This is a genomic window from Streptomyces sp. NPDC096152 (assembly GCF_044763235.1).
Taxonomy (GTDB): domain Bacteria; phylum Actinomycetota; class Actinomycetes; order Streptomycetales; family Streptomycetaceae; genus Streptomyces.
The window spans coordinates 1-20,254 of the sequence record NZ_JBIWFW010000003.1 but is presented as its reverse complement, the minus strand read 5'-3'; the positions used below and the strand labels follow the sequence as shown (position 1 = coordinate 20,254).

Annotated in this window: 15 protein-coding genes; 7 read left to right on the top strand and 8 right to left on the bottom strand. The window is 72.6% G+C overall.

Annotated elements, in window-relative coordinates; genetic code table 11:
• Positions 1-67 precede the first annotated feature (67 nt).
• Together ACIQ9G_RS10280 and pta are read right to left on the bottom strand one after the other, a co-directional pair.
• Entirely contained in the window at positions 68-1,291 is a 1,224-nt protein-coding gene (locus tag ACIQ9G_RS10280; protein WP_403608003.1) for an acetate kinase, read from the bottom strand.
• 26 nt (positions 1,292-1,317) lie between these two features.
• Positions 1,318-3,393 carry a phosphate acetyltransferase gene (gene pta, locus ACIQ9G_RS10275; protein WP_403608001.1) on the bottom strand — a complete coding sequence of 692 codons (2,076 nt, stop codon included), beginning with the start codon at positions 3,391-3,393 and terminating at the stop codon, positions 1,318-1,320.
• A gap of 229 nt (positions 3,394-3,622) precedes the next feature.
• On the opposite strand from pta, the gene ACIQ9G_RS10270 reads away from it, so the two are divergent.
• Entirely contained in the window at positions 3,623-4,648 is a 1,026-nt protein-coding gene (locus ACIQ9G_RS10270; protein WP_403607999.1) for an ATP-dependent 6-phosphofructokinase, read from the top strand.
• A gap of 113 nt (positions 4,649-4,761) precedes the next feature.
• On the opposite strand, the gene ACIQ9G_RS10265 is transcribed toward ACIQ9G_RS10270, so the two are convergent.
• Together ACIQ9G_RS10265 and ACIQ9G_RS10260 are read right to left on the bottom strand one after the other, a co-directional pair.
• Entirely contained in the window at positions 4,762-5,460 is a 699-nt protein-coding gene (locus tag ACIQ9G_RS10265) for a response regulator (RefSeq protein ID WP_403607997.1), read from the bottom strand.
• The gene (locus ACIQ9G_RS10260; protein ID WP_403607995.1) at positions 5,457-7,115 is read right to left on the bottom strand and encodes an ATP-binding protein; all 1,659 of its coding nucleotides are present in this window, start codon (positions 7,113-7,115) and stop codon (positions 5,457-5,459) included. Before ACIQ9G_RS10260 ends, ACIQ9G_RS10265 begins: the two co-directional genes overlap by 4 nt.
• 308 nt (positions 7,116-7,423) lie before the next feature.
• Between ACIQ9G_RS10260 and ACIQ9G_RS10255 the strand changes: the two genes are divergently transcribed.
• Positions 7,424-8,842, top strand: coding sequence for a cation:dicarboxylate symporter family transporter (locus tag ACIQ9G_RS10255; protein ID WP_403608791.1), 1,419 nt, complete (start codon positions 7,424-7,426; stop codon positions 8,840-8,842).
• A gap of 229 nt (positions 8,843-9,071) precedes the next feature.
• Here ACIQ9G_RS10255 and ACIQ9G_RS10250 read toward each other — a convergent pair whose 3' ends face one another.
• Positions 9,072-9,689, bottom strand: coding sequence for a TetR/AcrR family transcriptional regulator (locus tag ACIQ9G_RS10250; protein WP_403607993.1), 618 nt, complete (start codon positions 9,687-9,689; stop codon positions 9,072-9,074).
• A 175-nt stretch (positions 9,690-9,864) separates the two neighbouring features.
• Between ACIQ9G_RS10250 and ACIQ9G_RS10245 the strand changes: the two genes are divergently transcribed.
• From ACIQ9G_RS10245 to ACIQ9G_RS10225, 5 genes are all read left to right on the top strand, one after another.
• Positions 9,865-11,541 (top strand): MFS transporter, encoded by a 1,677-nt coding sequence (locus ACIQ9G_RS10245; protein ID WP_403607991.1) that lies wholly within the window; start codon positions 9,865-9,867, stop codon positions 11,539-11,541.
• 111 nt (positions 11,542-11,652) lie between these two features.
• Positions 11,653-12,417, top strand: a complete 765-nt coding sequence (locus ACIQ9G_RS10240; protein WP_403607989.1) for a DUF2127 domain-containing protein — start codon at positions 11,653-11,655, stop codon at positions 12,415-12,417.
• Positions 12,418-12,499: 82 nt separating this feature from the next.
• Entirely contained in the window at positions 12,500-12,928 is a 429-nt protein-coding gene (locus ACIQ9G_RS10235) for a MerR family transcriptional regulator (RefSeq protein ID WP_403607988.1), read from the top strand.
• A 14-nt stretch (positions 12,929-12,942) separates the two neighbouring features.
• The gene (locus ACIQ9G_RS10230; RefSeq protein WP_403607986.1) at positions 12,943-13,257 is read left to right on the top strand and encodes a thioredoxin family protein; all 315 of its coding nucleotides are present in this window, start codon (positions 12,943-12,945) and stop codon (positions 13,255-13,257) included.
• Positions 13,258-13,423: 166 nt separating this feature from the next.
• Positions 13,424-15,655 (top strand): HelD family protein, encoded by a 2,232-nt coding sequence (locus ACIQ9G_RS10225; protein WP_403607984.1) that lies wholly within the window; start codon positions 13,424-13,426, stop codon positions 15,653-15,655.
• A gap of 57 nt (positions 15,656-15,712) precedes the next feature.
• Here the strand turns inward: ACIQ9G_RS10225 and glgB are convergent, their stop codons facing one another.
• From glgB to ACIQ9G_RS10210, 3 genes are all read right to left on the bottom strand, one after another.
• A complete protein-coding gene (glgB, locus tag ACIQ9G_RS10220; protein WP_403607982.1) occupies positions 15,713-18,391 on the bottom strand; it encodes a 1,4-alpha-glucan branching enzyme in 2,679 nt (892 codons plus the stop codon).
• A gap of 49 nt (positions 18,392-18,440) precedes the next feature.
• The gene (locus ACIQ9G_RS10215; protein ID WP_403607980.1) at positions 18,441-19,835 is read right to left on the bottom strand and encodes a maltokinase; all 1,395 of its coding nucleotides are present in this window, start codon (positions 19,833-19,835) and stop codon (positions 18,441-18,443) included.
• 83 nt (positions 19,836-19,918) lie between these two features.
• On the bottom strand, positions 19,919-20,254 hold a 336-nt coding region (locus ACIQ9G_RS10210; protein WP_403607978.1), incomplete at its 5' end, for an alpha-glucosidase C-terminal domain-containing protein.

The window sequence follows — 20,254 nt, the reverse complement described above, 5'->3', positions numbered from 1 at the left end:
GAATATTCCGTCTGGCGGAAGATACAAATGGGCGGGTTCCCGCTCAGGCGAGTGCCGTCGAATTCCCTCAGTCGTCCTTTCCGACCAGTGCGTAGGTCTGGTTGGCGATCTCCATTTCCTCGTCCGTCGGAACCACGGCGACCATGACCCGCGCGCCGTCCGGCGAGATCGGCCGGGCCCGGTCGTCCCGTACGGTGTTGCGCTCCGGGTCGACCGCCAGGCCCAGCCCCTCCAGGCCCGAGACGGCCGCCGCCCGCACCGCCGCCGCGTTCTCGCCGACCCCCGCGGTGAACACCACGGCGTCCACCCGGCCGAGTACCGCGTAGTAGGCGCCGATGTACTTCTTCAGCCGGTGGATGTAGATGTCGAAGGCGAGCCGCGCCTCTTCGTCGCCCTCGTCGATACGGCGCTGAATCTCCCGCATGTCGTTGTCGCCGCACAGACCGAACAAACCGCTCCTCTTGTTGAGGAGAGTGTCGATCTCGTCCATGGACATTCCGCCGACCCGCTGCAAATGGAAGATGACGGCCGGATCAAGGTCACCGGACCGCGTACCCATCACGAGCCCCTCCAAAGGCGTCAGCCCCATGGAGGTGTCCACGCACCGGCCGCCCCGGACCGCCGAGGCCGAGGCCCCGTTGCCCAGGTGCAGCACGATGACGTTCACCTCCTCCGGCGCCTTGCCCAGCAGCCGCGCGGCGGCCCGGGAGACGTACGCGTGCGAGGTGCCGTGGAAGCCGTAGCGCCGCACCCGGTGCCGATCCGCGATCTTCACGTCGATCGCGTAGCGCGCCGCGGACTCCGGCATCGTGGTGTGGAACGCGGTGTCGAAGACGGCGACCTGCGGCAGGTCCGGGCGCAGTGCCATGGCGGTGCGCAGGCCGGTGAGGTTGGCCGGGTTGTGCAGCGGGGCGACCGGGATCAGCCGCTGGATCTCGGTGAGCACGGCGTCGTCGACGACGGTCGGCTCGGTGAAGAACATGCCGCCGTGCACCACGCGGTGCCCGATCGCGGCCAGCTCCGGCGAGTCCAGGCCGATGCCGTCCCGGGTGAGCTCCTCGGCGACCGCCTTGAGGGCGGCGTCGTGGTCGGCGATCGGCCCGTTCAGCTCCCGGGTGTCGCCCGCGGCGACACAGGTGTGCTTGAGCCGGGAGGTCTGCTCGCCGATGCGCTCCACCAGTCCGACTGCCAGCCGGCGGCCGGCGTCGCGCATGTCCAGCAGTTGGTACTTCAGCGACGAGGAACCGGAGTTGAGGACGAGGACACGGGTCGCCGCGCGATGTGCAGTCACGGTGTTCAACAGCTCTTTCTACGACGTCAGGTGGCGGGCGTCCGGGCCTGGATCGCCGTGATGGCGACGGTGTTGACGATGTCCTGCACGAGGGCGCCCCGGGACAGGTCGTTGACGGGCTTGCGCAGGCCCTGCAGGACCGGGCCGACCGCGATCGCCCCGGCCGAGCGCTGCACGGCCTTGTAGGTGTTGTTGCCGGTGTTCAGGTCGGGGAAGATCAGCACGGTCGCCTGCCCGGCCACGTCGGATCCCGGCAGCTTGGTGGCCGCGACCGAGGGCTCGACGGCGGCGTCGTACTGGATCGGCCCCTCGATCTTCAGGTCCGGCCGGCGCAGCCGCACCAGCTCGGTCGCCTCCCGGACCTTGTCGACGTCGGCGCCCGAGCCGGAGGTGCCGGTGGAGTACGACAGCATCGCGATCCGCGGTTCCACCCCGAACCGCGCGGCCGTGCCCGCCGACTGCACGGCGATGTCGGCGAGCTGCTCGGCGTCCGGATCGGGGTTGACCGCGCAGTCGCCGTAGACGAGCACCCTGTCGGCGAGGCACATGAAGAAGACGGAGGAGACGATGGACGACTCCGGCGTGGTCTTGATGATCTCGAAGGCGGGCCGGATCGTCGCCGCCGTGGAGTGCACGGACCCCGACACCATGCCGTCGGCGAGGCCCTCCTGGACCATGAGGGTGCCGAAGTAGTTCACGTCCGAGACGACGTCGTAGGCCAGCTCGACCGTGACGCCCCGGTGGGCGCGCAGCTTGGCGTACCGCTCGGCGAAGGCGTCGCGCAGCTCGGAGACGGCCGGGTCGATCAGCTGCGAGCCGCCGAGGTCGATGCCGAGGTCGGCGGCCTTCTTGCGGATCTGGTCCACCGGCCCCAGCAGGGTCAGGTCGCACACGCCCCGGCGCAGCAGCACCTCGGCCGCGTGCAGCACCCGCTCCTCGGTGCCCTCCGGCAGCACCACCCGCCGCCGGTCGGCACGTGCCTGTTCGAGCAGCTTGTGCTCGAACATCATCGGCGTGACCCGGTCGCTGCTCGGCGCCGAGACGCGCCGGTTGAGGTCGGCGGTGTCGATGTACCGCTCGAACAGGCCGAGCGCGGTCTCCGCCTTGCGCGGGGTGGCCGCGCTCAGCTTGCCCTCCAGGCCGGCCAGCCGCTCGGCGGTGGGGAAGCTGTTGCCGGACACCGAGACGACCGGGGTGCCCGGGGCGAGGCGGGCGGCGAGGGTGAGGATCTCCTCGCCGGGCACCTCGTCGAGGGTCAGCAGCACGCCGGCTATCGGCGGGGTGCCGGCGCTGTGCGCGGCGAGCGAGCCGACCACCAGGTCGGCCCGGTCGCCCGGGGTGACCACCAGGCAGCCCGGGGTCAGCGCGTGCAGCAGCTTCGGCAGCATGGCGCCGCCGAAGACGAAGCCGAGGGCGTCCCGCGACAGCCCCGCATCGTCGCCGAGCAGGACCCTGCCGCCGAGTGCCTGGGTGATCTGCGCGACCGTCGGCGCGGACAGCGCGGGCTCGTCCGGCACCACGAAGCAGGGCACCGGCAGCCGGTCGGCGAGCCGCCCGGCGATCTTGTCGCGGTCCTCGCGGGCCACCCGGTTGGTGATCATGGCGAGGACGTCGCAGCCCAGGCCGTCGTAGGCGCGGTAGGCGTTGCGGGTCTCGGCGAGCACCGACTCGGCGTTCTGCCCGCGGCCGCCGACCACCGGGAGCACCGAGGCGCCGAACTCGTTGGCCAGCCGGGCGTTGAGGGACAGCTCGTCGGGGAGCTGGGTGTCGGCGTAGTCGGTGCCGAGGACGAGGACGACGTCGAAGTCGCGGGCGACCAGGTGGAAGCGGTCGACGAGCGCCGACACCAGCTCGTCCGTGCCCTGCTCGGCCTGGAGGGCGGAGGCCTCCTGGTAGTCCATGCCGTAGACGGTCGCCGGGTCCTGGGACAGCCGGTAGCGGGCGCGCAGCAGTTCGAAGAGGCGGTCCGGACCGTCGTGCACGAGCGGGCGGAAGACCCCCACCCGGTCGACCTGCCGGGTCAGGAGTTCCATGACCCCCAGCTCGACGACCTGGCGGCCGTCGCCGCGGTCGATGCCGGTCACGTACACGCTGCGGGTCACGCGTGCTCTCCGTTTCGTCGGGGGCGTCTCTGGGCCGGTCACCATCGCCCACTGGGGTGAGCGGAACCCCCTTGACAATACCCCTGGCGATGGATAAGGCGCCCGTCAGTGGCGGTGTGCGAGGAGGGCGGACCCGGGGGCAGAGGGAGCGGAAGCGGCGTCCATCTGGGGGACGTGAAACAATCGGATTGGCTCACCGGTGTCCACAGCGAGCAGGAGACACAGCACGATGCGTATCGGAGTTCTCACGGCAGGCGGCGACTGTCCGGGGCTGAACGCGGTGATCCGGTCGGTCGTGCACCGAGCGGTCACGACGTACGGCGACGAAGTCATCGGCTTCGAGGACGGCTACGCGGGCCTGCTGGACGGGCACTACCGGAGCCTGGACCTCAACGCGGTGAGCGGCATCCTCGCCCGCGGCGGCACCATTCTCGGCTCCTCCCGCCTGGAGCGCGACCGGCTGCGCGAAGCCTGCGAGAACGCCTCCGACATGATCCGCGACTTCGGCATCGACGCGCTCATCCCGATCGGCGGCGAGGGCACCCTGACGGCGGCGCGGATGCTGTCGGACGCGGGCCTGCCGGTGGTCGGGGTGCCGAAGACGATCGACAACGACATCTCCTCCACGGACCGCACCTTCGGCTTCGACACCGCCGTGGGCGTGGCCACCGAGGCGATGGACCGGCTGAAGACGACGGCCGAGTCCCACCAGCGCGTGATGGTCGTCGAGGTCATGGGCCGGCACGCGGGCTGGATCGCCCTGGAGTCCGGCATGGCGGCCGGCGCGCACGGCATCTGCCTGCCCGAGCGCGCCTTCGACCCGGCCGACCTGGTCAAGATGGTCGAGGAGCGCTTCGCCCGCGGCAAGAAGTTCGCCGTCATCTGCGTCGCCGAGGGCGCCCACCCCGCCGACGGCACCATGGACTACGGCCACGGCGAGATCGACCAGTACGGCCACGAGCGCTTCCGGGGCATCGGCACCGCCCTGGCGTACGAGCTGGAGCGGCGGCTCGGCAAGGAGGCCAAGCCGGTCATCCTCGGCCACGTCCAGCGCGGCGGCACGCCGACCGCGTTCGACCGGGTGCTCGCCACGCGCTTCGGCTGGCACGCCGTGGAGGGCGCGCACCGCGGCGACTTCGGCCGGATGACCGCGCTGCGCGGCAACGACATCGTGATGGTGCCGCTGGCGGAGGCGGTGACCGAGCTGAAGACGGTGCCGAAGGACCGGATGGACGAGGCGGAGTCGGTCTTCTAGGCGCCGCCCGGGCCCGCTCGACGAGGGCCGACCCCCGCGGGAGGCGCGAGAGCGGGTCCTCCGGGCGGTCACCCCTCGGCCGCCCCGCCGGGCCGTCGTACGCCCGTTCCCGCCTACCGCGTCCGGCCCGCGTCCCGGAGCCAGCGGTAGACCAGTTCGGGCCGGCCCACCTGCCCGTACAGGGGGCTCCGGCCGGCCCGGCCCGCCTCCACCAGGTGCTCCAGGTACCGCCGGGCCGTGATGCGGGAGATGCCGACGGCCTCGGCCAGGGCCGCGGCCGTGAGCCCCTCCGGCGCCTCCCGCAGCGCCCCCGTCACCCGCTCCAGGGTCGGCGCGCTCAGCCCCTTGGGCAGCGCGGCCGGTCCCGGTGCGCGCAGGGTCGCCAGCGCCCGGTCCACCTCGTCCTGCCCGCTGGCCTCCCCGGCCGCCGCGTGGAACTCGGCGTACCGCACCAGCCGGTCCCGCAGCGTCGCGAAGGTGAACGGCTTGAGCACGTACTGGACCACCCCCAGGGACACCCCTTCCCGGACCACCGCCAGGTCCCGCGCCGAGGTCACCGCTATGACGTCCGCCTGGTGCCCGGCGGCCCGCAGCGAGCGGGCCAGGTGCAGGCCGTGCCCGTCCGGCAGGTGCAGGTCGAGCAGCAGCAGGTCCACCGGCGTGCGGTCGAGGATCCGCCGCGCCTGCGCGCCGGTGTGCGCCGTGCCGACGGCGACGAACCCGGGCACCCGGCCCACGTACATCACGTGCGCGTCCGCCGCGACCGGGTCGTCCTCCACGACGAGGACGCGGATGGGCTCTGGCTGGGTCATGCCTCGCCTCCGGGCACTCCGTCGCCGTCCCCGGCCGGCACCGGCACCCGGCCCCGGGCCCCGTCCGCCAGCGGCAGCCGCACCTCGAACACCGCCCCGCCCTCCTCGGCCTCCGCCACGCTCAGCGTCCCGCCGTGGCGGTGCACCGCCTGCCGGACGAGCGCCAGTCCGAGGCCGCGGCCGTCGGGGCCGGCCGGCTTGGTGGAGAACCCGCGCTGGAACACCAGGTCGGCGTGGGCGGGATCGACCCCCGCACCGGTGTCCGTCACACGCAGCAGCAGTTCCGCGCCCTCGGTGCGCGCGGTCACCGTCACCCGCGCCGGCAGTCCGCCCCGCGCCGCGTCGACCGCGTTGTCGACCAGGTTGCCGAGGATCGTCACCAGGTCCCGGGCCGGAAGGGCCTCGGGCAGCAGTCCGTCGTCCAGGCCGCTGTCCGGCGACACCACCAGCTCCACGCCCCGCTCGTTGGCCTGCGCCGTCTTGCCGAGCAGCAGCGCGGCCAGCACCGGCTCGCTCACCGCCGCGACCACCTGGTCGGTCAGCGCCTGGGCCAGCTCCAGCTCCGCCGTCGCGAAGTCCGCCGCCTCCTCCGCCCGGCCCAGTTCGATCAGCGAGACCACCGTGTGCAGGCGGTTCGCCGCCTCGTGCGCCTGCGACCGCAGCGCCTGCACGAAGCCCCGCTCGGAGTCCAGCTCGCCCATCAGCGACTGGAGTTCGGTGACATCGCGCAGGGTCACCACGGTGCCCCGGCGCTCTCCGCCGGACACCGGGGAGGTGTTCACCACCAGGACCCGCGACGACGTCAGATGCACCTCGTCCACCCGCGGCTCGGAGGCCAGCAGGGCGCCGGTCAGGGGCACCGGGAGGCCGAGGTCCGCCACCGACGTCCCCACCACGTCCTTCTCCCTCGGCACACCCAGCAGTTCCCGCCCGCCGTCGTTGATGAGCGCCACCCGGTACCGCGCGTCCAGCATCAGCAGCCCCTCGCGCACCGCGTGCAGCGCGGCCTGATGGTAGTCGTGCATCCGGCTGAGCTCCGCCGCGTTCATGCCGTGGGTGTGCCGGCGCAGCCGGGCGTTGATGACGTACGTGCCGATCGCGCCGAGCGCGAGGACCCCGGCCGCGACCGCGAGCAGCGCCGTGACCTGGACCCGCTGGCTGATCGCCGTGACCTTGATGCCGGCGCTGACCAGCCCGACGACGTGGCCGTCGGCCGTGACGGGCGTGACCGCCCGGACGGACGGGCCGAGGGTGCCGGTGTAGGTCTCGGTGAACGTCTCGCCGCGCTGGGCCCGGGAGATGGTGCCGAGGAAGCGCTTGCCGATCTCGGACCGCTGCGGGTGGGTCCAGCGGATGCCCTGCGGATTCATGATCGTGACGAAGTCCACCCCGGTGTCGTGCTGGACCTTCAGCGCGTACGGCTGGAGCAGCGCGGTGGGGTCGGAGGTACCGATCGCCGCCCGCACCGACGGGGCGTCGGCGATCGAGCGGGCCACCGCCGTGGCCTGCCGCCGGGCCGCCTCCTCGGCCTGGCCGCGGTCGCTGACGTAGGTGAACAGTGCATATCCGGCCACGACGAGCGCGAGCAGCACGGCCTGCATGGCGAAGAGCTGGCCCGCCAGGCTGCGAGGTCTCGGGGGGACGGGGAGGCGCATGCCGTCAGTCTGCCTCCGAGTCGTGGCGTGAACTAAATGAACGGAAGGGTGACCGCCCTCACAGGGCGGGAGATAGTCATCGCGTTCCCTCGGGGCCTGTCCGGCCGGTCGTGGCGCAGGAATGCGACGGTGACCGATCGACGCGGGCGAGTGGGTCCGGTGCGTGCAGCCGCAAGGCGGAGGCGGGAGCCGACGCGGAGCGTCGGCGACCGACGACAACGCCGCAGATGTGCGTGCCGGACCCCCGCGTCTGCGGCACGACCGGCCGGACAGGCCCTGATCCCCCGGACGTGAGCCGCACGCCGGTGATGCCGACGAAGACGTCAAGGAGAGCAGCCGTGGCCGCCAGCACCCCCGATACGGCACCTGCCGCACCCGCCGTGAGGCGGGACCGCACCCATTATCTGTACATCGCCGTGATCGTCGCCGTGGTGATAGGCATCGGCGTGGGCCTGATCGCCCCGGCCTTCGCGGTGGAGCTGAAGCCGCTGGGCACCGGCTTCGTCAACCTGATCAAGATGATGATCTCGCCGATCATCTTCTGCACGATCGTGCTGGGCATCGGCTCGGTGCGCAAGGCGGCCAAGGTCGGTGCCGTCGGCGGTATCGCGCTCGGCTACTTCCTCGTGATGTCGCTGGTCGCGCTGACCATCGGCCTGGTGGTCGGCAACGTCCTGCACCCGGGCGACGGGCTGCACCTGACCAACGCCCTCAAGCAGACCGGCCACGCCCAGGTCTCGGCGGACGCGCTGCCGCCCGTGGACTTCGTGCTGTCGATCATCCCGGTCACGTTCGTCTCCGCCTTCACCGAGGGCCAGGTTCTGCAGACCCTCCTCGTCGCGCTGCTCGCCGGGTTCGCGCTGCAGGCGATGGGTGCGGCCGGGCAGCCGGTGCTGCGGGGCGTCGAGCACATCCAGCGGCTCGTCTTCCGCATCCTCGCCATGGTGATGTGGGCCGCCCCGATCGGCGCCTTCGGCGCGATCGCCGCGGTCGTCGGCTCGGCCGGCCTGGACGCGCTGAAGAGCCTCGCCGTGCTGATGCTCGGCTTCTACGTCACCTGCTTCCTGTTCGTCTTCGTCGTGCTCGGCGCGCTGCTGCGCGTGATCTCCGGGCTGAACGTCCTCTCGCTCTTCAAGTACCTGGCCCGCGAGTTCCTGCTGATCCTGTCCACCTCCTCCTCCGAGTCGGCGCTGCCGCGGCTGATCGCGAAGATGGAGCACCTGGGCGTCAGCAAGCCGGTGGTCGGCATCACCGTCCCGACCGGCTACTCCTTCAACCTCGACGGGACCATGATCTACATGACCATGGCGTCCCTCTACATCGCCGACGCCCTGGGCACCCCGATGTCGGTCGGCGAGCAGATCCCGCTGCTGCTGTTCCTGCTGCTCGCCTCCAAGGGCGCGGCGGGCGTCAGCGGCGCCGGCCTGGCCACGCTGGCCGGCGGCCTGCAGTCGCACAAGCCCGCCCTGGTCGACGGCGTCGGCCTGATCGTCGGCATCGACCGCTTCATGAGCGAGGCCCGCGCCCTGACGAACTTCGCGGGCAACGCCGTCGCCACGGTGCTGATCGGCACCTGGACCAAGGAGATCGACAGCGACCGGGTCCGCCGGGTGCTCGCCGGTGAGCTGCCCTTCGACGAGAAGACGCTGCTGGACGACGCCGAGAGCGACTCCGGCGAGCTGCCCGGGCAGCGCGAGGACGGGGAGAAGGAGCTGGCCAAGGCGTGACCCCTGGAACGGCCGGGGCGTCCGCCCCGGCCGCGGGCCGGCCGGCGGATGCGGCCGCCCCGGCCCCCACCGAGAGCCCGGCCCCGCCTGATCCGGGGCCGGGCTCTCGGCGTCCGGCCGCCCGTGCCGTCGGCGTCAGCCGTTCGTCCCCGCCGTAGCCGTAGCCGTAGCCGTAGCCGTAGCCGTAGCCGTAGCCGTAGCCGTCGGTCGCTCGGGTCGGCCGTCGGTGTCAGTCGATCGTCTTCGCCACCAGCGCGGTGGCCAGGGAGGCGGGCACGCCCGCCGCGGCCAGGACGCTGACCGCGGCGGAGCGGCCCGCCTCCTGCGCCGTGAGCAGGCCGTCGTTCACCGCCTCCATCACCGCGAACAGCATCTGCTCGTGCACGTACGCCAGGGCCGGCGCGGGCAGCGGGGAGACGAAGACGCCCCGGTCGAGACCCCGCTGGAGCAGTTCCACGGCGCTCTCCCGGACCGGGGCGAGGCGTTCGCGGATGCCCTGCATGGTGACCGTGCGCTGGGCGAGTGCGATGAGCAGCCGGTAGCGGTCGGCGATCTCCCAGACCGCCAGCACCGAGCGCGCCACCGCCTCCGCCGGATCCGCGACGCCCTCCCGGCCCGCCGCGTGGGCGTCCGCCAGCGCCTGCACCGCACCGTCGACGAGGGTGCTGATCAGCGCCTCGCGGCTGGGGAAGTGCCCGTACACCGTCCGCCGTACGACGCCCGCCGCGCGCGCGATCTGGTCCATGGACGCGTCGGGGTCCCGCAGCAGCTCGGCTAGGGCGACATCGAGGATGCGGCGCCGGTTCGCGTCGGCGCGACTGGTGTTACCCGTGGACATGGCTGCCATTCTGCACGCCCCGCGGCCGGTCTCCCCGGTTCCTCCGCGAGGGCTTCACCTCCTTCATTTGCACAACGCTGCGCAGTAGCCGTACATTGCACATGGTTGTGCAATTGCACTTCACTGTGCAAGTTGCTCGTGTCAGTGCCGTCGCGCACGTCTGTGAGGAAGGCGACCCGAAGCCATGCGACTCGTCATGACGGAACCGGTCGAGAGGACGGACCGCCCCTACGCCCGGCGCTGGTGGGCGCTCCTGGTGCTCTGCCTGAGCCTGCTGATCATCGTGATGGCGAACACCGCCCTCACGGTCGCCGCGCCCGACATGACGAGGGACCTCGGGCTGTCCAGCGCGGACCTGCAATGGGTGATCGACGGCTACACCGTCCCCTACGCCGCGCTGATGCTGCTGCTCGGCGCGATCGGCGACAAGTACAGCCGGCGCGGTGCGCTCGTCCTGGGGCTCGTCGTGTTCGGCGGCGGGGCCGTCTTCGGCTACCTCGCCGGCAGCGCCGCCACGGTCATCGCGGCCCGCGCGGTGATGGGGGTGGGCGCCGCGCTGATCATGCCGGCCACGCTCTCGCTGCTGGCCGCGACCTTCCCGCGCGCCGAGCGCGCCAAGGCGATCACCCTGTGGACCGCGACCGCCGGACTCGCCATCGCGGCCGGACCGGTCGTCGCCGGAGCGCTGCTCAGGAACCACGGCTGGTCCTCGACCTTCCTGATCAACGTGCCGATCGCCGCCGTCGCGCTGGTCGCCGCCTTCGTCCTGGTCCCGCCGTCCAGGGCCGCCCACCACGACCGCATCGACTACGTCGGCGGACTGCTGTCGGTGGTCTGGATCGGCGCGCTGGTCTACATGATCATCGAGGGCCCGCACTTCGGCTGGGGCGTCAAGGCGGTCACGGCCGCGGTCGTCGCGGGGGTGGGTCTGGCCGTCTTCGTCCTGTGGGAGCTGCGCCACCCGCGTCCCGTCCTGGACGTCCGCCGCTTCGCGCACCGCCGTTTCGCCGGGTCCAACCTCGCCGTCGCGCTGTTCTTCCTGGCCGTCTTCGGCGCCTTCTACTACCTCACCCAGCACCTGCAGTTCGTTCTCGGGTACGACGCCCTCGGCACCGGCCTGCGGATGCTGCCGCTCGCCGGCGCCGTCTTCGCCGGCTCGGCGCTGACCGGCTACCTCACCCCGCGCGTCGGCATGAGGCTCACCGTGACCGCGGGCATGGTCGGCGGCACCGCCGCCCTCGCCCTGCTCACGCGGGTCGACGCCGGGTCGTCCTACGGCGACTTCGTGGCCCCGCTGGTGATCCTCGGCCTGGCGATCGGGCTCGCGCTCTCGCCCTGCACCGACGCCATCATGGGCGCCTTCCCGGAGTCCGAGCTGGGCGTCGGCGGCGCCGTGAACGACACCTCGCTGGAGCTCGGCGGCTCGCTCGGCATCGCCATCCTCGGCTCGCTGCTGTCGACCTCGTACGCGAACCACCTCTCCGACGCCACGGCCGGCAGCACGCTCCCGCCGAGCGCCCTGTCCACCGCGCAGGACTCCGTCGGCGCCGGCTACCAGGTCGCCTGGGGCATCGGCGCGAAGGCGCGGCGGCTCGCCGAGCAGGCCGCCGGGGCGGGTGACCCCCAGCAGGCCGCCCAGCTGAAGGCACAGGCCGGGCAGCTCGCCCAGGGCGCCCGGCAGATGAAGGACGCGGTCGGCTCCGCCTTCTCCGACGCGGTCGCGCACACCAGTCTGGTCGGCGCCGTGGTCCTCGGCGTGGGCACGCTCCTCGTCGCCCTGCTGCTGCCCGGCCGGGAGGCCCCCGCCCCGGACGCGGCGGCCGAGGAGGAGCGGGAGCCGGCGGTCGGCGCCGCGCGCTGACCGGCCGCCCCTCATACCGCCCTCTTCCCCGGATGCACTAGCGTGCCGTGCCGGATCAACCGGCACGGCACGTTCCGTGCGCGTGCGAGGCTCTGCGGAGGTACGGGGGACATGAAGATCGACTGGGACCGGCGCCACTGCGCGCGCAAGGGGCACGTGACCTACGCGCCGGACGACCCCCGGCTGCGGGTCCGGCTGCACACCCGGACCGCCCTCGGGGACGCGTGGCGCTGCCTGCGCTGCGGCGACTTCGTGCTCGGTGAGCCGCACGGCTCGGGACCGGCCGCCGACGCTCCGCTGGTGCCGCGCGGGAAGGTGCTGAGGGACCTGTTCATCCTGCGGTTCCTGGCGATCGAGCGGGCCGTGCGCGGGGTATTCGTCGTGCTGGTCGCCGTGGCGGTGTGGAAGTTCAGCAACAGCCAGGACGCGGTACGGCGGCTGTTCGAAGAGAACCTCGCCGTCTTCCGCCCGGTCTTCCGGCACTTCCACTACGACCTCGACCACTCGCCGGTCGTCGGCACCGTCCAGAAGACCTTCGGCTACCAGCACTCCACGCTGCTCGTGGTGGCCGCCCTGCTGCTGGCGTACGCGCTGGTCGAGCTCGTCGAGGCGGTCGGCCTGTGGTACGCCAAGCGGTGGGCCGAGTACCTCACCGTGGTCGCCACCGCCGCCTTCCTGCCGCTGGAGATCTACGAACTCAGCGAGCACGTCAGCGTCGTGAAGATCGCCACGCTGGTCCTCAACATCCTCGCCGTCCTCTACATCGCCCTGGCCAAGCGCCTGTTCGGCCTGCGCGGCGGCCGCAGGGCCTTCGACGAGGAGCGGCACAGCGCCTCGCTGATGGAGGTGGAGGAGTCCGCCGGAGGCACCGCCTGAGAGGACGGAGCGGAGGGGAGCGGAAAGGACGGCCGCCGCCGCGCTTGCCTTGACGTCGGCGTCAAGGCGTACGTTCCTGTCCATGCGAATCGGCGAGCTGGCCGAGCGGGCCGGGACCACGACGCGGACCCTGCGGTACTACGAGTCGCGGGGACTGCTGCGAGCACGGCGGGACCTCAACGGGCACCGGACGTACGACGAGGCGGATCTGAAGCTGCTCAGGCAGATCAGGACGCTGCGGGACTTCGGGTTCGACCTGGAGGAGACGCGGCCGTTCGTGGAGTGCCTGCGGGCCGGGCACCCGGAGGGCGACTCCTGCCCGGCCTCGCTCATGGTCTACCGGCGCAAGCTGGACGAGCTCGACGCGCTGATCGGCGAGCTGCGGGCCGTGCGGGCGCAGGTCGGCGCGCAGCTGGCGAGGGCCGAGCGCGCCAGGGACGGGCTGGCCGCCGAGGCGCTGGTTCCGGGGGGTCCGGAACCGCGGTGCGAACTGGGAGGGCAGGAGCAGTGATCAAGGCGGCGGGTGTGGCAGAGGTGACCGACGGGGACTTCGGGACGGAGGTGCTCGGCGCGTACCTGCCGGTGCTGGTGGAGTTCACCGCCGACTGGTGTCCGCCGTGCCGGCAGATGGGGCCGGTGCTCGCCGCGCTCGCCGCCGAGGAGGGCGACCGGCTCAAGGTGGTGCAGCTGGACGTGGACACCAACCCGGACACCACGAACGCGTACAAGGTGCTGTCGATGCCCACCTTCATGGTGTTCCGCGACGGCGAGCCCGTGAAGGCGATGGTGGGGGCCCGGCCCAAGCGCCGGCTCCTGGAGGAGCTCTCCGACGTGCTCTGACCGCACCGGACATGAGGAAATCCCCCGAGCGATTGCGCTCGGGGGATTTCTTCGCGTATATTCGTCGATTCGCGACTTCGGTGAAATTGGTCGCGAATAAGTTCAGTGAGCACAGTGTATCCGGGCGGGAGCGGAATTGTCAAACACCGAATTTCCGGACGATGAATTGCGACGCGAGCAGGAATTCGTCGACGGGCTGTACGCGCGCGTGGACGCGCTGCGCGGTGACACCGAGACCTCGGTCGCGGACGCCCTCGCGCAGGGCGACAAGCCCATGCAGGCCAGGCTGGAGCGGGACATCCTCGTCGCCGAGCGCTCGGGGCTGCTCGCCGCGCTGAACGCCGTGGACGGCTCGCTCTGCTTCGGCCGGATCGACCTCGCCTCCGGCACCAGCCACCACATCGGCCGCATCGGCCTGCGCGCCGACGACGCCGACCGCACACCGGTCCTGATCGACTGGCGGGCCGACGTCGCCCGCCCCTTCTACCTCGCCACCGGCCACACCCCGATGGGCCTGCGCCGGCGCCGGCACATCTCCACCGAGGGCCGCCGGGTCACCGCCCTGCACGACGAGATCCTCGACCTCGGCGACGCCACCCGCACCGGCCACGAGGACCCGACCGGCGACGCGGTGCTGCTCGCCGCCCTCGACTCCGCGCGCACCGGCCGCATGGGCGACATCGTGCGGACCATCCAGGCCGACCAGGACCGCATCATCCGGGCGCCGCACCGCGGGGTGCTCGTGGTGGAGGGCGGTCCGGGCACCGGCAAGACCGCGGTCGCGCTGCACCGCGCGGCCTACCTGCTCTACGAGCACCGGGAACTGCTCGCCAGGCGGGCCGTCCTGATCGTCGGACCCAACCCGGCCTTCCTCGGCTACATCGGGGAGGTGCTGCCCTCCCTCGGCGAGACCGGCGTCCTGCTGGCGACCGTGGGCGAGCTGTTCCCCGGCGTACGGGCGACGGCGGCCGACACCCCCGAGGCGGCCGCGGTGAAGGGCCGCGCGGAGATGGCCGACGTGCTCGCCGCCGTCGTACGCGACCGGCAGGCGCTGCCCGACCCGGTCGTCACGATCGAGCACGACCGCGAGGTCCTGATGCTCGACGACGGCCTCGTGAACGTCGCCCGCGAACGCACCCGCGCCACCGGGCTGCCGCACAACGCGGCGCGCGAGCACTTCGAGGGCCACATCCTCAACACGCTCACCGATCTGGTCGCCGAGCGCATCGGCACCGACCCCTACGACGGCTCGAACCTGCTCGACGCCAGTGACATCACCCAGATCCGCGACGAGCTCGCCGAGAACCCGGAAGTCTGGTCCGCCATCGACGGGTTGTGGCCCCGGCTCACCCCGCGGCGGCTGGTCGCGGACTTCCTCGCCGCGCCCGACGGGTACCTCTCCGAGGCGGACGCGGACGCCGTCCGCCGCCCGGTGACGCGCGCCTGGACCGTGGCCGACGTGCCGCTGCTCGACGAGGCCGCCGAACTGCTCGGCGAGGACGACCGCGCGGTCCGCGCCCGCGCCGAACGCGAGCGCGAGGCCCAGGTGTCGTTCGCGCAGGGCGTCCTCGACGTGTCCTACGCCTCCCGGACCTACGAGTTCGAGGACAAGGAGGACAGCGACCCGGAGGGCTCCGAGGTGCTGTCCGCGCACGACGTCATCGACGCCGAGCGGTTCGCCGAGCGGCACGAGGAGGCCGACCACCGCAGCGCCGCCGAGCGCGCCGCCGCCGACCGCGGCTGGGCGTTCGGGCACATCATCGTGGACGAGGCGCAGGAGCTGTCGCCGATGGCCTGGCGGCTGCTGATGCGGCGCAGCCCGACCCGCTCGATGACGCTGGTCGGAGACCCGGCGCAGACCGCGGAGGCGGCGGGCGTCGGCTCCTGGGCGGACATTCTCCAGCCGTACGTCGAGGACCGCTGGGAGCACACCCGCCTCGGCGTCAACTACCGCACCCCGGCCGAGATCATGGAGGTCGCCGCCGCCGTGGTCCGCGCCGAGAACCCCGCCTTCGAGCCGCCCGGCTCGGTCCGGTCGACCGGCCTGCGGCCCTGGGCCCGCGCCACCGACGACCTGCCCGGCGCCGTCGCCGGCGCGGTGCGGGAGCTGACCCCGGCCGAGGGCCGGCTCGCGGTGATCGCCCCGCGCGATCTGCACCGGGCGCTCGCGGCACGGCTCGACGGGGTGACGGCGGGCGCGGAGCCCGACCTGACGCGGCCGGTCGTCCTGCTCGACCCGCGCCAGGCCAAGGGCCTCGAGTTCGACTCCGTCCTCGTCGTCGAGCCCGCCCGTTACGGCACCAGCGACCTGTACGTCGCCCTCACCCGGGCCACCCAGCGGCTGGGCGTGCTGCACACCGGCGACCTGCCCGAGCCGCTGGCGGACACCCTCGGCTGACCGCCCGCGGCCGGGCGGGCCCGGTTCACGGCTAGGCGGCCCGGGTTCGGTTCACGGCTAGGCGGGCCGGAGCCACACCGTCGCCAGGGGCGGCAGGGTCAGGCGGATGCTCGCCGGACGGCCGTGCCACCCCTGGGGCTCCGGCTTGACCGGTTCCGGGTGGACGACGTCGCCGCCGCCGTACCGGGCCGCGTCGGTGTTGAGCACCTCCAGCCAGGCCGGGACGTCGTCGGGGACGCCGAGGCGGTAGTCGGGGCGGACCACCGGGGCGAGATGGGTGACCGCCAGCAGCGGGTTGCCCTCGGCGTCGTAGCGCAGGAAGGCGAACACGTTGTCGTCCGCGGCGTCCCCGACGACCCACTGGAAGCCGTCGGGGTGGACGTCCCGCTGCCACAGCGCGGGGGCGCCCCGGTAGACGGAGTTGAGGTCGCGCACCAGGTCCCGCACGCCCCGGTGGTCGGCCTCCGCCCCGTACGCCGGGTCGAGCAGCCACCAGTCGGGGCCGCGCACCTCGGACCACTCCGAGCCCTGCGCGAACTCCTGCCCCATGAAGAGCAGTTGCTTGCCCGGGTGGGACCACATGAATCCCAGGTAGGCCCGCAGGCTCGCGCGCTGCTGCCACCAGTCGCCGGGCATCTTCGACACCAGCGACCGCTTGCCGTGCACGACCTCGTCGTGGGAGATCGGCAGCACGTAGTTCTCGCTGTAGGCGTACACCATCGAGAACGTCATCTCGCCATGGTGGTACTTGCGGTGCACCGGCTCGTGGCTCATGTACTCCAGCGAGTCGTGCATCCAGCCCATGTTCCACTTCAGCCCGAAGCCCAGACCGCCGAAGCCGCTCGGACCCCGGTGGTGGGTGGCCCGGGTGACACCGTCCCACGCGGTGGACTCCTCGGCGATGGTCACCACGCCCGGCGCCCGGCGGTACACGGTCGCGTTCATCTCCTGCAGGAACGCCACCGCGTCCAGGTTCTCCCGGCCGCCGAACTCGTTCGGCGTCCACTGTCCGGGCTCGCGCGAGTAGTCGAGGTAGAGCATGGAGGCGACCGCGTCCACCCGCAGGCCGTCGATGTGGAACTCCTGGCACCAGTACACCGCGTTGGCGACCAGGAAGTTGCGCACCTCGGGCCTGCCGAAGTCGAACTCCAATGTCCCCCAGTCCGGGTGCGCGGCGCGCAGCGGGTCCTCGTGCTCGTACAGCGGACGCCCGTCGAACTCGGCCAGCGCCCAGGCGTCGCGCGGGAAGTGCGCCGGCACCCAGTCCATGATCACGCCGATCCCGGCCCGGTGCAGCGCGTCGACCAGGTACTTGAAGTCGTCCGGGGTGCCCAGGCGCGCGGTGGGGGCGTAGAAGCCGGTGACCTGGTAGCCCCAGGAGCCGCCGAAGGGATGCTCCGCGACCGGCATCAGCTCCACATGCGTGAAGCCCATGTCCTTGACGTACGCCGTAAGCTGTTCCGCCAGTTGACGGTACGTCAGCCCGGGCCGCCAGGAGGGCAGGTGCACCTCGTAGACCGAGAGGGGCGCGTCGTGCGCCGGGACGTCGGCGCGGCGGGCCAGCCACTCCTCGTCGCGCCACTCGTAGCGCGAGGCGTGGACGACGGAGGCCGTGGCCGGCGGGACCTCGGTGCGGCGCGCCATCGGGTCGGCGCGCAGCGTCCGGGAGCCGTCCGGCCGGGTGATGTCGAACTTGTACAGCTCGCCCTCGCCGATGCCGGGCACGAACAGCTCCCACACGCCCGAGGAGCCGAGCGAGCGCATCGGGAAGCCGGTGCCGTCCCAGAAGTTGAAGGTGCCGGCCACCCGCACGCCCCGGGCGTTCGGCGCCCACACCGAGAAGCGGGTGCCGGTCACGCCCTGGTGCGTCATCGGGTGGGCGCCCAGCACCTGCCACAGCTCCTCGTGGCGGCCCTCGCCGATCAGATGCAGGTCCAGCTCGCCGAGGGTGGGCAGGAAGCCGTAGGCGTCCTCGGTGTGCTGCACCGTCCCCTCGTACGCCACCTCCAGCCGGTAGGCCGGGACCTCCCGCAGCGGCAGCAGCCCGGAGAAGAACCCCTGCCCGTCGTCGTGCAGTTCGGCGCGCAGGTCACCGGTGACGACCGTGACCCCCAGCGCGTACGGCCGGAAGGCCCGGAAGGCGACCCCGCCGGGCACCGGATGCGCGCCGAGCACGGAGTGCGGGGCGTGGTGCGCGCCGGCGAGCAGCCGCTCGCGGTCCCCCGCGTCGACGGCCGGTGAGACGGCCACCTCCAGCGGCCCGGCCGGGGCCGCCCCGGCCACCGCCCCCTCCGCCGCGACGGCTTTTGCCGTGCCGCCGGTCTCCGCGACCGCCTTGACCGCGACCGTCCTCCTGGCCGGGGTCTTCTTCGCGGCGGGCTTCTTCGCCGGTGCCTTCTTCGGCGCGGCTTTCGCCGCCGCTTCCGGTGCGGACCGTGCCGCGGACGCCGCGGTCCTCGCCACCGTCTTCTTCGCGGTCGCCTTGGCCGCCTTGGTGGCGTCCGTCGTCCTGGTCGCGGCCTTCTTCGTCACCGCCTTCCGGGCCGCCGTCTTCTTCACCGCGGCCTTCTCCTCGCTCTTCCGGGTGGTGTTCCCGGCGCTCTCGTTCTTCTCGGCCGTCTGGGGCGCCGTCTTCCTCGCGGCGCTCTTCGGCGGGGCGGCCGTCGGCTGCTCGGCACCGGCCCGCTCGGGCGTCTTCTTCGGATCCGAACCGCTGGACGGGGGGCGGGGGGTCACGGGCGGTGCCTCCTCGGCGCAGGTCAGGTGGGAGGTGGGTGGAGGTGGGTCAGGTGGGGTCGGGGGCGGCCAGCCGGCGCACCGCGGCGAGCGGCACCGGCAGCCAGTCGGGGCGGTGCCGGGCCTCGTAGAGGACCTCGTAGATCGCCTTGTCCGTCTCGTAGGCCCGCAGCAGCACCGGGTCGGTCCGCGGGTCGCGGCCGGCGACCTCGGCGTATCCGGTGCAGTAGGCGGCCCGGCAGGCCTCGGCCCACTCCGGGGCGGGCGTCCCGTCGGCCGAGTGCGCCGCGTAGTCGAAGGAGCGCAGCATCCCGGCGACGTCCCGCACCACGGGCTGCGGCATCCGCCGCTCCGCCAGCGGCTTGGCCGGCTCGCCCTCGAAGTCGATCAGCCACCACTCGCCGGACGGGGAGCGCAGGCACTGGCCCAGGTGCAGATCGCCGTGTATGCGCTGCGCGGTCCAGGTGTGGCCCTCGGCGGCGAGATCGGCGAGCGCCTCGAACGCCGAGAACAGGCCGGGGGCGAACGGCCGCAGCGCGGGCACCGCCTGCGCGGCCGCCTCCAGCCGCTCGGCCATGCCGTCCACCAGCGACTGCATCTGCAGATGGCCCAGGGTGACGGTGGGCAGCGCGCGGGCGAGCGCGGTGTGCACCTCGGCCGTGGCGCGTCCGAGCGCCCGCGCCTCGGCGCTGAAGTCCTCCCCCTTGGCCAGCTCGCGCAGCGCCAGCTCCCAGCCGTCCGACGCGCCCTGCAGGAAGGGCTGGAGCACGCCGAGCGTGTACGACTCGCCGTCCAGCTCCGCCGTCATCCACGCCGTCGGCGGGGGCACCCGCGGACAGCCCTCCCGGGCCAGCGCGAGCGGCAGCTCCAGGTCGGGGTTGACGCCGGGGACGACCCGGCGCAGCAACTTCAGGATGAACGTATCGCCGTAGACGACCGACGAGTTGGACTGCTCGGCGGTCACCACGCGCGGCACCAGGTCCGGGCGTATCTCGTCCCGCCGCTCGAAACGCAGCCCGCCGATGCGGGCCCGGGTGCGCAGCGCCTCCAGGATCACCTCGGCGGGCCGGGGGTCGTACAGGGCGTCGTACACCGTGCGTCCGGCGAACGGCCCCTCCGTCACGTGCCCGATCAGCGCGGGCGCCAGCCGGGGCGGAAGCGCCTCGCGCACACCTATGAGGAGCTGGTAGCAGTCGCCCGGGTGGGACACGGCGCCCTGGACGGGAGCGATTGGCTGATGGGCGCGGACCAGCAGGTGGAACAGCCCCAGCTTTCCGTTCGCCGGCAGCAGCTCGGTCGCGGCGACCAGCGAGAACCCCGTGACCGGGCGCCCCTTGCCCGCGAACCAGCGCTGCCGTGGAAGCCACTCCCGCAGCAGCGGGTCCAGGGACGCGAGGAGGCCGGGGCTGCTGGTGATGACAGAGCGTGTGACGGCTTCCGACATGGCGTCGCGTCCAATCGCTGGTCATGGGTGTGACTGACGCGTGCCCACGGGTGGGGCGGGAGAAACCGCCCCACCCCCGAGTACTAGGCGGCATCCTTGCGGAGCCGGAACCAGTAGAAGCCGTGTCCCGCGAGGGTCAGCAGATACGGCAGCTCCCCGATGGCCGGGAAGCGCACCCCGCCGAAGAGCTCCACCGGGTGCCGGCCGTGGAAGGAGCTCAGATCCAGCTCGGTGGGCTGCGCGAACCGGGAGAAGTTGTGCACGCACAGCACCAGGTCGTCCTCGTACTCCCGCAGGAAGGCGATGACCGCCGGATTCGACGACTGGAGTTCGGTGTAGGAGCCGAGGCCGAAGGCGGGGTTCTGTTTGCGGATCTCGATCATGCGGCGGGTCCAGTGCAGCAGCGAGGAGGGCGAGGA